The sequence below is a fragment of the Rhodococcus sp. AB351 genome (genome assembly GCF_049538275.1).
In the GTDB taxonomy this organism is placed as follows: domain Bacteria; phylum Actinomycetota; class Actinomycetes; order Mycobacteriales; family Mycobacteriaceae; genus Rhodococcus.
In genome coordinates this window covers 256,193-268,998 of sequence record NZ_JBMVFW010000006.1, presented here as the reverse complement: position 1 = coordinate 268,998, position 12,806 = coordinate 256,193, and the positions used below count along the sequence as shown (strand labels likewise).

Annotated in this window: 13 protein-coding genes; 6 read left to right on the top strand and 7 right to left on the bottom strand. The window is 69.6% G+C overall.

Annotated features, from left to right (window positions below; genetic code table 11):
* Nucleotides 1-12: 12 nt before the first annotated feature.
* The 3 genes from ACPCXD_RS15350 to ACPCXD_RS15340 form a co-directional block, all read right to left on the bottom strand.
* Nucleotides 13-1,539: a permease gene (locus ACPCXD_RS15350; protein WP_423660185.1), complete on the bottom strand. Its 1,527-nt coding sequence runs from the start codon at nt 1,537-1,539 to the stop codon at nt 13-15.
* A 260-nt stretch (nt 1,540-1,799) separates the two neighbouring features.
* On the bottom strand, nt 1,800-2,375 hold the full coding sequence (locus tag ACPCXD_RS15345; protein ID WP_258261013.1) for a TetR/AcrR family transcriptional regulator: 576 nt from the start codon (nt 2,373-2,375) through the stop codon (nt 1,800-1,802).
* On the bottom strand, nt 2,366-3,775 hold the full coding sequence (locus ACPCXD_RS15340) for an amidase (protein ID WP_423660183.1): 1,410 nt from the start codon (nt 3,773-3,775) through the stop codon (nt 2,366-2,368). Before ACPCXD_RS15340 ends, ACPCXD_RS15345 begins: the two co-directional genes overlap by 10 nt.
* Before the next feature lie 103 nt (nt 3,776-3,878).
* Here ACPCXD_RS15340 and recO point away from each other — a divergent pair, with 103 nt between their 5' ends.
* From recO to ACPCXD_RS15320, 4 genes are read left to right on the top strand one after another with little or no spacing between them, the layout of a single operon-like run.
* Nucleotides 3,879-4,709, top strand: coding sequence for a DNA repair protein RecO (recO, locus tag ACPCXD_RS15335; RefSeq protein ID WP_072740431.1), 831 nt, complete (start codon nt 3,879-3,881; stop codon nt 4,707-4,709).
* Nucleotides 4,666-5,472 carry an isoprenyl transferase gene (locus ACPCXD_RS15330; RefSeq protein ID WP_051032947.1) on the top strand — a complete coding sequence of 269 codons (807 nt, stop codon included), beginning with the start codon at nt 4,666-4,668 and terminating at the stop codon, nt 5,470-5,472. The genes recO and ACPCXD_RS15330 overlap by 44 nt, the downstream gene beginning before the upstream one ends.
* Nucleotides 5,469-5,894: a hypothetical protein gene (locus ACPCXD_RS15325; RefSeq protein WP_016691345.1), complete on the top strand. Its 426-nt coding sequence runs from the start codon at nt 5,469-5,471 to the stop codon at nt 5,892-5,894. Before ACPCXD_RS15330 ends, ACPCXD_RS15325 begins: the two co-directional genes overlap by 4 nt.
* Complete coding sequence (locus tag ACPCXD_RS15320) at nt 5,891-6,448, top strand: T3SS (YopN, CesT) and YbjN peptide-binding chaperone 1 (RefSeq protein ID WP_088897225.1); 558 nt, start codon at nt 5,891-5,893, stop codon at nt 6,446-6,448. The genes ACPCXD_RS15325 and ACPCXD_RS15320 overlap by 4 nt, the downstream gene beginning before the upstream one ends.
* Nucleotides 6,449-6,488: 40 nt before the next feature.
* Here the strand turns inward: ACPCXD_RS15320 and ACPCXD_RS15315 are convergent, their stop codons facing one another.
* Together ACPCXD_RS15315 and ACPCXD_RS15310 are read right to left on the bottom strand one after the other, a co-directional pair.
* Entirely contained in the window at nt 6,489-6,905 is a 417-nt protein-coding gene (locus ACPCXD_RS15315; protein ID WP_088897226.1) for a Fur family transcriptional regulator, read from the bottom strand.
* Nucleotides 6,902-7,345 (bottom strand): ArsR/SmtB family transcription factor, encoded by a 444-nt coding sequence (locus ACPCXD_RS15310; protein WP_202399854.1) that lies wholly within the window; start codon nt 7,343-7,345, stop codon nt 6,902-6,904. The genes ACPCXD_RS15315 and ACPCXD_RS15310 overlap by 4 nt, the downstream gene beginning before the upstream one ends.
* A 116-nt stretch (nt 7,346-7,461) precedes the next feature.
* Between ACPCXD_RS15310 and ACPCXD_RS15305 the strand changes: the two genes are divergently transcribed.
* Complete coding sequence (locus ACPCXD_RS15305; RefSeq protein WP_006554466.1) at nt 7,462-8,853, top strand: glycine--tRNA ligase; 1,392 nt, start codon at nt 7,462-7,464, stop codon at nt 8,851-8,853.
* A gap of 82 nt (nt 8,854-8,935) precedes the next feature.
* Here ACPCXD_RS15305 and ACPCXD_RS15300 read toward each other — a convergent pair whose 3' ends face one another.
* Together ACPCXD_RS15300 and ACPCXD_RS15295 are read right to left on the bottom strand one after the other, a co-directional pair.
* Nucleotides 8,936-10,006, bottom strand: a complete 1,071-nt coding sequence (locus ACPCXD_RS15300; protein WP_145692475.1) for a DUF6670 family protein — start codon at nt 10,004-10,006, stop codon at nt 8,936-8,938.
* 3 nt (nt 10,007-10,009) lie between these two features.
* On the bottom strand, nt 10,010-12,019 hold the full coding sequence (locus tag ACPCXD_RS15295) for a TPM domain-containing protein (RefSeq protein WP_059380848.1): 2,010 nt from the start codon (nt 12,017-12,019) through the stop codon (nt 10,010-10,012).
* Between the two features lie 86 nt (nt 12,020-12,105).
* Between ACPCXD_RS15295 and ACPCXD_RS15290 the strand changes: the two genes are divergently transcribed.
* Nucleotides 12,106-12,798: a YdcF family protein gene (locus ACPCXD_RS15290; protein WP_059380849.1), complete on the top strand. Its 693-nt coding sequence runs from the start codon at nt 12,106-12,108 to the stop codon at nt 12,796-12,798.
* The last annotated feature ends 8 nt before the right edge of the window (nt 12,799-12,806 follow it).

The following is a 12,806-nucleotide window of genomic DNA, read 5'->3' as shown; positions in this document are numbered from 1 at the left end:
CGGATGCGGTGATCACCAGATCACCACCGCGGCGACGGTGGCGACGAGCAGTCCGCTCACCACCGGGATCGCGAGTCGTCGCACGAGATCCCCGACCGGAACGCGGCAGAAGCCCGCGACCACGATCAGCGACGACCAGATGACGAGGGTGCCGCCGCCGGTCCAGGTCGCGGCGTTCTGCGCGAGGGCGGCGAGCGTCGCGGTGTCCATGCCGGCCTGCGGGGCGAGGGCGGCGGCGATACCACCGGTGAGCGGCAGACCGGCCCAGCCGGAGCCGTCCAGGCCGATGAGCAGGCCGATCAGGAGCATGCTGAACGCGGCGAAGAGACCGTTGTCGGGAATGTAGGTCCGGATGGTCTCGACGGTGTCGAACAGGAAGGCAGGTCCGGTGCCGTCCTCGAGTCCCAGGATCGAACCGGAGTAGTCGGGGATGCCGAGATACACGAATCCGGCCACCGGCAGGATGATTCCCATGGCTTTGAACGCGTAGACCAGGCCGTCGACGAAATGGGTGGCGCAGTGTTCGAGGGCGTCGGCCGGGCGCGTCGTCAGGGTCACGGCGGCCATGAGGACGAGCGCGGTGCCGCCGACGAGCGAGGCGCCTGCGCCGTCCGACCACGGCACGAGATCGGTGAAGCGCCCCAGCATCATGTAGACGAGCACCAGGCCGAAGGTCGCGGGAACCCCGATCGCCCAGGCGCGTGCGCGTGCGGGGCGGGTGAGGACCGGGGTGAGAGTTCCGGGCAGGTCGATGTCGGCCACCGTGCTCACCGGTGCGGTGTGGTCGGTCCCGGTGTGGTCGTTCCCGGGGGTCGGAAGGTCCCCGTTCGGTCGCGGTGCCGGACGTCCGGAAACGGAGCCGCCGGTGCCCGGATCGTCCGTCGCAGACACGAGATTCGCGGAGTGGCGCACGATGTCCTTGCGGATGGTGAGGAACCACGCGAGTACGGCCGCGGTCAGACCCACGATGAGGGACAACACCAGCGCGCGGTCGGCGATGTCGTCGGCCGGCACACCTGCGCCGCTCGCCGAGATCGACGGTGCGAGACCGATGACGTAGTCGGAGGCGAGTGCCATGCCCTGCCCGGAGATCGCAAGGGCGAGCGCCGCGCCGAGCGGCGGCAGTCCGGCCTTGATCGCCGCCGGGAGCAGCACGGCACCGATGAGCGCGAGAGCAGGTGTGGGCCAGAAGAACAACGACAGCAGATAGGTGACGACGAACAGTACGACATAGGCGACGCGGCCGTTGATCATCCAGCGACCGAAGGGACGCACCATGAGTTCGTCGGCGCCGATGGTGCGCATCGCCGCGAGCATCGATGTCACGGCGGCGATGACGACGAAGATCTCGAAGAGCGCTCCGCCGGCGGTGAGGGTGGCGCGGAAGACCGCCATGACGGCGGAGGCGACGTTGCCGTCGTAGGCAAGGGCGGTGGCGAAAGTCGCGACGACGGCCGGAATCAGGACGTTCTTGCGTAGTGCCATGGCGACGATCAGGCCGACCAGTCCGAGCAGGAAGACGATGTGCGCGACGGTCACGGGAGACTCCTCGACGTGTGAACATGCGGCGGGCGACGACCGTGGACGGATCGAAGGGCGCCGCGACATCGATGGGCGGCACCGCCGTCGTCGGCCGGAACATGTCGATCTTGAAGAGTCGGACAGGACTCGGCAATCGGCCGACAAACCACTCGCGACGGGGAAGAGCTGTGCACACTGCACAATTCGTGACGGTGGTGTTTCGTCACGGGCGCGGATGTGAACGCGTCGTCACGCCGGGGCCGGTGACCGAAGGGAACTCAGCGACGCGTGGCCGCCGCGCCGTGCAGCAACAGCAGAACGGCCTCCGACAGATCCGGCTCCGTACCCGTCGACAGGCGGCGCAGTTGCAGCCCGGTGATGGTCGCGACGACCGTCGGGGCGATCGTCTCCGGATCCGGCACCCCCAGCGCGGAAAGGACGGAGACGGTCAACGCGTCGTAGGCACGCCAGCAGCGTTCGGCGACCCGCCGCAGTTCCTCGTCGCGCCCCGCCTGCACGTAGAGCTCGAAGGGGGCGATGCGTTCGGCCGTGAAGGTCAGGTCGTGGGCGACGCGTTCGGTGAGTTCGGCAGCCTCCGTCAGCGACAGGGCCCGGGATCGATACTGCTCGGCGAGTTCTCGCAGCCGCTCGGTCTCCTCGTCGACGAAGAACTCGAGCGCGGCGCGCAGCAGGTCGGCCTGGGTGGGGAAGTGATAGGTGATCGACCCCAGCGAGACCTCGGCGCGCGCCGCGATACGCCGGTTGGTCACCCCGGCGACCCCGTCGGTGCCGACGAGATGCAGGGTGGCGTGGACGATCCGCGAGCGGGCGTCGTCGCGTGTGGTCACCACCAGTGCTCCGGGGCGTGTTCGTGCCAGCGCAGCACCGACTCGAGTTGGGAGGCGAGGGACACCAGCAGCGGTTCGGAGTTCTCCGGGCCGAGCAGCTGGGCTCCCACCGGAAGTCGCTCCTCGGTGAAACCCGCGGGGACGTTGATCGCGGGCCAGCCCAGCACGTTCCACGGCCACGCGTAGGGGCATGCGCCGGTGATGACCTTGTCGGTCGCCCAGCCGCCGATGCCGTCGATCGCCGTCACCGGCAGCGGCGGTGTGGCGGTGGTGGGGGCGAGCACGATGTCGAACCGGTCGAAGATGCGGCCGACCCGACGGTGCAGGCGCGGTTCGATCGCGCGCGCCGCCCGCAACGGATAGCCGTGCAGGTACCGGCCGGTGCGGGCGTTGGCGCGGGTGCGGACGTCGGCGAGGGACGGGTCGGGCAGGCGGTACAGCCAGTCCTCGATACCGGCCATGGATCGCGGGAGGAAGGCGAGGCCGAACGTCGTTCCGTAGTCGGGGTCGGCGAGGGTCACCTCGTGGCCGAGATCGCGCAGCACGGCGGCGAGTGCGGCGATACGGGTGCGGACGCGGGCGTCGAGGCGGGTGGGTGTCGCGGTGAACGGAATCTTCAGCGACAGAGCGATGTTCAGCCTGCCGGGATCTCGTCCCACAGCGTCGGAGACGGTGAGCGGCGCGCACCTGTGCCGGTCGCCGGGGTGGTTTCCGGACACGACGTCGAGGAGCAGGGCCGCGTCGGCGACCGTGCGGGCGAGCGGGCCGTGTGTGGTGAGTCCGTTGAAGGATTCGGCGTCGGGCCACATGGAGATCCGGCCGCGTTGCGGCTTGATGCCGACGAGATTGGACCACGAGGCGGGGATGCGGACCGATCCGGCGCCGTCGGATCCCAGGGCGGCCGGCACGAGGCCCGCGGCGACCGCCGCGGCACTGCCACCCGACGAGCCGCCGGGGGTGTGGTCGCGCGACCACGCGCTGCGGGTGTGCCCGAAGGCGTCGCCGCCGGTGAGCGGCCACTGGCCGAGTTCGGGGGAGTGCGTCTTGCCGACGATCACCGCGCCGGCGGCTCGTAGACGGCGCACGACCTCGGCGTCGGTGTCCTTCGGGGTGAAGGTGCCGGCGCAGCCGAACATCGTCGTCTCGCCGACGATGTCGGTGTCGTCCTTGATCGCGATGGGGACGCCCAGCAGGGGGAGACGCTCGCCGTTCGCGCGGCGCCGGTCGGCCTCGCGGGCCTCGTCGAGTGCGGCCGTGCGGCGCACGACGCGGAAGGCGTTCAGGTGCGGTTGCGACTCGTCGATCCGGTCGAGGCTCGCACGGACGAGATCCGTGGAGGTGGTCTCGCCGCGGTCGAGCGCCTCGACGGTCGCCTTCAGGTCGCGCAGGTCGGTTCGAGCGTCCATTCGTTCCCCCGTTCGTTCGAACGAACAATAACGCGTTCCAGTTCTGGGTGTCGAGTCCCTTCGCGGGTCGTCCCGTGTCACCGCGACATGACAGACTCGGGGAGTGAGGCTTTATCGGGACAACGCGGTGGTGCTGCGCCAGCACAAGCTGGGCGAGGCCGACCGCATCGTCACCCTGCTGACGCGCCGGCACGGACTCGTGCGGGCCGTCGCGAAGGGCGTGCGCCGGACGCGCTCGAAGTTCGGCGCACGGCTCGAACCGTTCGCCCACATCGACGTCCAGCTCCACCCGGGCCGCAGTCTCGACGTCATCACCCAGGTGCAGACCCTCGACGCCTTTGCGGTGGGCATCGTCGACGACTACCCCCGCTACACCACCGCGTGCGCGATCCTCGAGACCGCCGAACGCCTCGCCGGTGAGGAACGCGCGCCCGTGCCGCGCCTGCACGCGCTCACTGTCGGAGCCCTCCGCGCGGTGTGCGACCGCACCCGGCCGCCCGAACTCGTGCTCGACGCCTATCTGCTGCGGGCCATGGCCTACGCGGGATGGGCGCCGGCGATCACCCACTGCGCGCGCTGCGACCGTCCCGGCCCGCACACCGCCTTCCACGTCGCTGCCGGAGGTGCGGTGTGCGTGCACTGCCGCCCGCCGGGGGCGGCCACCCCCGCCCCGGGCGTGTTGGCGCTGCTCGACGCGCTCAACCACGGACGCTGGGCCGACACCGAGGCCGCCGACACGGCGGTGCGCCGCCAGGCCAGCGGCCTCGTCGCCGCGCACCTGCAGTGGCATCTCGAACGGCAACTGCGCTCGCTGCCCCTCGTCGAGCGCGGTCGTACCGAACCTGCGACGGGGAACCGGGTTGATGACGTCGCCCGCGGTGTCCGGCAGGATGGGGACCGTGATTCGACGACGTACCACGCCCCCATCGCCTGAGCGGGTGATCCGGCCGCCCGACCCGCATCCGTCGGGCGCGCGACCTCCCGTACTGCAACCCGAGCTGATTCCCCAGCACGTGGCGCTCGTGATGGACGGCAACGGTCGCTGGGCGCAGGAGCGCGGTCTGCCGCGCACCGCCGGCCACGAACGCGGCGAGGCCGTGCTGATGGACACGGTGTGCGGATGCATCGAGATGGGCGTCAAGTGGCTCTCGGCCTACGCCTTCTCCACCGAGAACTGGAAGCGCAGCCCCGACGAGGTCCGCTTCCTCATGGGCTTCAACCGCGACGTGATCCGCCGCCGCCGCGACGAGATGCACGAGATGGGTGTGCGCGTCCGGTGGGCCGGTCGCCGTCCCCGCCTGTGGCGCAGCGTGATCAAGGAACTCGAGATCGCCGAGGAACTGACGAAGGACAACGACGTCATGACCCTCACGATGTGCGTCAACTACGGCGGTCGCGCCGAGATCGCCGACGCCGCACGGGAGATCGCCCGCCGGGTCGCGGCAGGAGAACTCGATCCCGAACGCATCACCGAGTCGACGATCGCGCGGTATCTCGACGAGCCCGACATGCCCGACGTCGACCTGTTCCTGCGGCCCTCGGGCGAGCAGCGCACCTCGAACTTCCTGCTGTGGCAGTCGGCCTACGCCGAACTCGTCTTCCAGGACACGATGTTCCCCGATTTCGACCGGCGCGATCTGTGGGCGGCGTGCGTCGAATACGCCTCGCGCGACCGGCGGTTCGGTGGTGTGAAGTGACGTCGCTGCGTGAGCGGATCGCAGGTGCGCTGACGCCCTTCGTCGACGTCCGCACCCCGTCGTCCGCCGCGAACGGCGACGGCTCGTTCGGATTCGACTACGGCGCCGTGCCGTTCGCCCTGCAGGTCGTCACGCTCACCGAAGGACTCGACGTGGTCTCCGTCACCGGAGTGCTCGCGTGGGATCTTCCGCTCGACGACGCCGTGCGCGGTCGGGTCGCGGCCGCCGCCGACGCCCTGCAGTTCGGCTCGGTCCACCTCATCGAACGCGAGACCGACGCCGATGTCGTGCTGCGGTACTCGTTCCCCGCGACCGGTCTCGACGACACGGCGCTGACCACCATGCTGTTGCTCGTGCTCGACGGTGCCGCCGACGCGCGCGGTGCCGTCGCCGGCACCCCCGACCCCAAGGAGAATTCGTGACCACCACCGACGCCGACGTCGAGACCACCACCGAGGAGGTCGTCGCCGCCGACGGGGCGCACGCCGTCGCGATCCCCACCGAGGACGACGACGCACTGACCGCTGCCGTGGTCGAGACGCTGTCCGAGATCCTCGAGGAAGCGCCCGAGCCCGACGAGGACGGCGAGATCCCGATCTGGATCGACGACGTGCTCACCTACGCGACCGTCGACGCCGAGGGCGGCTTCGTGCTGCTCACCACCTACCTGGTCGAGGGCATCACGGGCCGCACCCGGGCCGCCGAGGTCCTCGGCGACCTGCAGGTCGAGTTCCCCGAGGTCAAGTTCGTCCTCGACAAGGACCGGGTCACCGTCGAGCTGCGGGTCGCAGCGTCGCCGCTGGTCCCGATCCATCTCGTGCGGGCCGTCGCATCGCTCGTGCCGGTCGTCGAGCAGGCACGCGCGCTGGCGCAGCGTCTCGGCGGCGAAGCGTCGGTCTTCGACGGTGAGGCCGAGGACGACGACGAGAACCTGCTCGTCGACGGTTGCGGCTGTGGTGACTGCGATTGCGGCTGATCGCCGCGGTGATTGCGACTGACGGCCGACGGCCCTCGCTTCAGGCCTGAGCGAGGGCGCAGTCGCGGCAGTTGCCGAAGATCTCGACGGTGTGGCTGACGTCGACGAAGCCGTTCGACTCGGCCACCTCGTGCGACCAGCGTTCGACCTCCGGGCCGTCCACCTCGACCGTGAAGCCGCAGTGGCGGCACACGAGATGGTGGTGGTGCCCGGAGGAGCACCGCCGGAACAGCGATTCGCCGCTGTCGGTGCGCAGCACGTCGACGCTGCCGACCTCGGCGAGCGACTGCAGGGTGCGGTAGACGGTGGTCAGGCCGATGCCCTCGCCGCGCTTGCGCAGCTCGTCGTGCAGGTCCTGGGCGGACCGGAACTCCTCGGTGTTGTCGAGCAGGTCGACGATGGCGCTGCGTTGACGGGTCGAGCGGACCCCCACGAGAGGTTTGCGGGCGGAGGTCACTGCGATCGTCCTTCCTGGGCGTGAGCGACGGCGTCGACGACGATGCGGGCGAGGTGGTCGTCGGCCAGGTGGTAGAGCACTTCGCGCCCCGAGCGTTCGCCGCGCACCACGCCGGCGGTCTTGAGCACGCGGAGATGCTGGCTGATGAGCGGCTGGGTGACGCCGAGGGCGCCGACGAGTTCGTGCACGCAGCGGGCCGACTCGCGCAGTTCGAGCACGATCGAGATGCGGACGGGCGCCGACAGCGCGCGCAGCAGCTCACCGGCCGCGATGAGGGTGGCGGGGGAGACGTCGACCGGGGACGGCAGGGCGTCGCTTCCGATCGGTCCGCGGGCGCGCTCGCCCGTGCTGCACTCACGTGGATCGGCGTCGATGCTCACGGGGCTCCTCGGGGCGGGGACGGCCGCCGGTCGGCGGGCCTTATTGCAAATCGATTCCATTTTGATATGCACGGTTGTGCATGTCAACCGGCGCGAATTCGAGCTGCGAACGAGGAGCGATAGGCTTACAGATCGACGCATGCTGCGAAAACCCGCATCGAAGATGGAGAAACCGAGTGGCACCCAAATCCAAGATCGATACCGTCGCCAACCTCGCCAAGCGCCGGGGCCTGGTCTATCCCTGCGGTGAGATCTACGGCGGCACCAGGTCCGCCTGGGATTACGGGCCGCTCGGCGTGGAGCTCAAGGACAACATCAAGAAGCAGTGGTGGCGCAACATGGTCACCAGCCGCGAGGACGTCGTCGGCCTCGACTCGTCGGTGATCCTGCCGCGTCAGGTCTGGGTCGCCTCCGGCCACGTCGGTGTCTTCAACGACCCGCTCGTCGAGTGCCTGAGCTGTCACAAGCGCCACCGGCAGGACCACCTGCAGGAGGCCTACGCCGAGAAGAACAAGCTCGACGACCCCGATGCCGTGCCGATGACCGAGATCGTCTGCCCGGACTGCGGCACCAAGGGCCAGTGGACCGAACCCCGCGACTTCAACATGATGCTCAAGACCTTCCTCGGCCCGATCGAGAGCGAGGAAGGCCTGCACTACCTGCGCCCCGAGACGGCGCAGGGCATCTTCGTGAACTTCGCGAACGTGCTCACCACCTCGCGCAAGAAGCCCCCCTTCGGCATCGGCCAGATCGGCAAGAGCTTCCGCAACGAGATCACCCCTGGCAACTTCATCTTCCGCACCCGCGAGTTCGAGCAGATGGAGATGGAGTTCTTCGTCAAGCCCGGCGAGGACGAGCAGTGGCACCAGTACTGGATCGACTACCGGATGAACTGGTACACCGATCTGGGCATCAACAAGGACAACCTGCGCCTGTACGAGCACCCGCTCGAGAAGCTGTCGCACTACTCGAAGCGCACCGTCGACATCGAGTACCGCTTCCACTTCCAGGGCAGCGAGTGGGGTGAGCTCGAGGGCGTCGCGAACCGCACCGACTTCGACCTGTCGACGCACTCGAAGCACTCCGGCACCGACCTGAGCTTCTTCGATCAGGCCACCAACGAGCGCTACACGCCGTACGTCATCGAGCCGGCGGCCGGCCTGACCCGTTCGCTCATGGCCTTCCTCGTCGACGCCTACACCGAGGACGAGGCGCCCAACGCCAAGGGCGGTGTCGACAAGCGCACCGTGCTGCGCCTCGACCGTCGCCTCGCGCCGGTCAAGGCCGCCGTGCTGCCGCTCAGCCGCAACGCCGACCTGAGCCCGAAGGCCAAGGACCTCGCTGCGAAGCTGCGCCAGAACTGGAACATCGAGTTCGACGACGCCGGCGCCATCGGCCGCCGCTACCGTCGCCAGGACGAGATCGGCACCCCGTTCTGCATCACGGTCGACTTCGACACCCTCGAGGACCAGGCCGTCACGATCCGTGAGCGCGACACCATGGCGCAGGAGCGCGTGAGCCTCGACCAGGTCGAGGGTTACCTCGCGCAGCGCCTGATCGGCTGCTGACCGACCCGAGAGACGCAGATGCCCTCCGGTCCCGACGGACCGGAGGGCATCTGTCACTTCGTAGGCGGGTGTTTCGTAGCGGTCAGGTCGTCGAGCGCCGATCGATGTACTCGAAATATCCGCGACCGGAGATCTCCTCGCCCCGCCAGGTCGCCGACCACGCGAAACCGGTGACGAATCCGGTGCCCAGACCGTAGGTGAACGGAGTGTCCATGATCCCTTCGAGATCCAGCCAGGGACGACCGCGGGTGTCCTTCACCAGGAACCGGGTCCGGCGCGGCACCGGCATCGGGATGCCGTAGGGAGTCGGCTCGGGCTCGTCGTGCAGTTCGAGTATCTCGAAGTCCACGTCCCGGAAACGGGTTCCGTAGCCGCCGCGGGTGCGCAGGATCGCCGTCGTCATGAAGGGCCGGCCACCGATCGCGTAGCGGCTCAACAGGATCTGCGTGTCGGCGTCGAGATCGACGATCTGGTAGACGAAATGGTCGAGCGGAGCCTTCGCCGCGGGTGGCAGGGGAGTGGACCGCATCAGATACGGGCTCGGCATCGCCCCGTACTCGAACGAGCACAGACCTTCGGCCGTGACGCTGTGGCCCTCGTGGGTGAAGGTGCCCTCGTATTCGGTGAGCAACCCAAAGTGCTTGTAGAGCGGGCTGCGGAAGAACCACGAGACCGTGTCCGTGTTGGTCAGTGTCAGCGCGACGTCGACCGTTCCGAGCCGTCCCACGAGTTCGTAGTGGGGGTAGCGGCCGGTCAGGCTCAGATCGTCCCCGAACTTCACCAGTGATCCGTCCGGGGAGGACACGAAATCGTCGCCCACGGCGTAGTTCCCGAAGTGCGCGGGATGCGATGCCGCCGTGCCGGCGACCACGGTGGCGTTGCGGCGCGGCGGCGCCACGAGCGCGTGGTCGTTGTCGAAGGCGAGCGACCCGGTGGCGCCGATCAGCGACATCATCGAGAAGAACCGGTGCGGCTCCGGCAGATCCGGGATCATGACGCCGTAGTGCACCCACCCCAACCGACGCGTGTCGACGTGCGGGCGCAGGATGTCGGGTTCGGAGAACGGTTTTCCGTCGGACGACGCGGCGGAATCGAACAGGCGGACGGCCGATCCGAGACCGGCACCCAGTGCGCGTGCTGCGATCGGGCGCATGGTCTAGAAGCGTCCTCCGCTCGATCCGCCGAAGCCGCCGCCCCCGAAACCACCGCCGCCGAAGCCGCCCCCACCGAAACCGCCGCCGAAACCACCACCGCGGCCGCTGTTGAGCACGCTGTTGATGAGGATGCCCCCGAGCACGGCGCCGGCGACGTTGCCGCCCGACGAACCACCGCGGGGCGGACGGTGCTGGTTGTTCCAGCGCTGCACGTCGTTCTGGGCGCTGCGCAGTGCCTGCGCGGCCAGCGACGCGGCGGACCGCGCGTACTGGATGGCCGCCGCCGGATCGGACTCGGCTGCCTGCTGCGCGGCCTGCAGGTGCCGCTGGGCCTCCGACAGGCGGGTGCGTGCCTGGGCACCCACGACGCCGCGGCGCGTCCCGATGAAGTCGGCCGCGGCGGTGACCTGCGCCTGCGCCGCGCTCAGATCCTGCTCGAGGCGGCGACGCATCTCCTCGGCCTGCTGCTTGGCCTGCCGCGTCCGGGCACGCAACTCGTCGAGCCGCGCATCGGCCTCGACGACCCGCGTGAAACTGCCCAGCGGGTCGGTGTGCTGCTCGGCCCGAGCGTGTTCGAGGGCTTCCTGCACGGCCTTCAGGGCGTCGACGAGTTCGGGGCCGCCCGCGTCGAGGAGCTGCTTCGCGTCGGCGACACCCTGTTCGGCGTCCTCCACCGCGGCGGGAAGCGTCGCGATCGCGCGCCGGATGTCCTCCGCCGCATGGTCGAGCGCGTCGAGCAGCGTCGCGGCATGCCCCAGTGCGCGTTCGGCCTCGCGGATCGCGCGCACGGCGTCGCCCTGCTCACCGACCGGTCGCGCCACCGCGGTGCGGCCCTGGTCGATCGCGTTCTCCGCGAAGGAGATCTCCTCCCGGGCCAGCGAGACGTTGTCCACCACCGGGGTCAGGGCGCCGGTGGGGAACTCCGAGTGCAGCTGCCCGAGGATCCGCTCGGCCTCCGGGATGCGGGCCGTCAGCGCGATCGCGCGCTGCGTGAGCCCGTCCAGACGGGCCGGAGCGTCGAGCAGCAGATTCCGCATCTTGTCGAACGCCTCGACCTGCGCGTCGAGTTCGCGGTTCGCCTGCCCACACGAGGAGACGAGCTGCACGAGCATGTCGCGCTGCTGTTCGGGCGTCTCGGGGATGTCGTCGTCGAGACGCTGACGGATCTCGAAGGCGTTCGCCAACGCGACCTGCGCCTGCCGGTGCGCGCGGTCGAAGGGAGCCACCGCCGAGTCCCCGAACTCGCCCCGGGCGAGCTCGAGCGCTTCGGCACTGGACCGCACCGCGTTGTCGGTGTCCACCAGGAGGGTCTGCGCGTACTGGTCGAGACCCTCGATCGGCAGACCGCGCAGGGCGGTGGTGTCGGCCGGATCGATCTGCGCGGCCTGCGCTGCACCGGCCTCGGCGCGCTTCTTCTTCGACCGCCGGTTGTAGGCGTAGACACCGGCACCGCCGGCTGCGATGACACCGCCGCCGACGAGCAACGTCGTCACCGGAGCGGCCGACGGCGTAAGGGCGTTGCTCAACCCGTCGGCCGCACCCACGGCGGCACCTGCCCAATCACTGTTGCGTAGCGCCGGCACGACGTCGGACGAGCTGATCCGGTCGCGTTCGCTCTCGGAGATCTCCGAACCCGTCGGTGTCCACAGCGCGAACTCGCGGTCGTCGGTCGCGACCGCCAGCAGGGCGGTGTCGGGACCGAAGTTGCTCGCCTGCGCGGTGGCCTGCGCCCAACTGTCGTAGTCGCGTCCGTCGAAGCTCGACACGTAGGTCACCCACAACTGCAGGCCGTGCTCGTCGTACAGGGTGTTCGTCGCTTCCTGGATCCGTGCGACGTCGGCGTCGTCGAGCACGCCCGCCGTGTCGGTGATCGGCTGGGGGAGCCGCGAGGGTGGCTCCGCGGACGCCGACGCGGGAAGGAGCAGCCACGCGGCCACTGCCAGCAGGGCGGGGACGAATGCGAGCGCGGACCGTGCAGGTCGCCGGGGCGGTGCGGCCGATACGTGTGCCATGGAATCGAATCTAGTGGCTGCGAGGTGAGGACGGGGTCGGCGCGTCGTCCGGTCGACGCGTTCTCGTTCGCTGGCAGAATCAGGGGGTGAGCACCGCATCCCGCCGCACCGGCACCACCGCGACGTACACCGGGGACGACCTCGGGGTCGGCGCGCGCATCGCGCGCTGGCTCCGGCGACTGATCGTCGGGGTGCTGCTCGCCGCCGTCCTCGTCGTCGGCGGCACGGCGTTGCGGGTGTGGCAGGTCGCGCGGATCGACGACCGCACCCCAGCCGACGCCATCGTCGTGCTCGGGGCCGCCCAGTATTCGGGCACACCGTCGTCGGTCTTCGAGGCCCGCCTCGAGCAGGCCCTCAAGCTCTACGAAGCGGGAGTGTCGCCGCGGATCGTCACCGTCGGCGGCAAGCAGGAAGGCGACCTGTTCACCGAGGCCGCGGCGGGCAAGAACTATCTCGTCTCGCGCGGGGTGCCCGCCGAGGCGATCGTCGCCGTCGAGGAAGGCTCGGACACACTGCTCAGCGTCGAGGCCGTCAGCCGCGAGATGTCGGATCTGGGCCTGTCGTCGGTCGTGCTCGTCAGCGACCCGTGGCATTCGCTGCGCACCCGGACCATGGCGCGCGACGCCGGTCTCGACGCCTGGACAGCTCCCACCCGCCAGGGTCCGGCAGTGTTCACCCGCGAGTCGCAACTGCACGGCATCGCCCGCGAGACCGGCGCGTTGATCTGGTACCAGATCACCCACTTCTCCGCCGATTTCCCGTACACGGCGCAGCAGTGAGGCGGAAC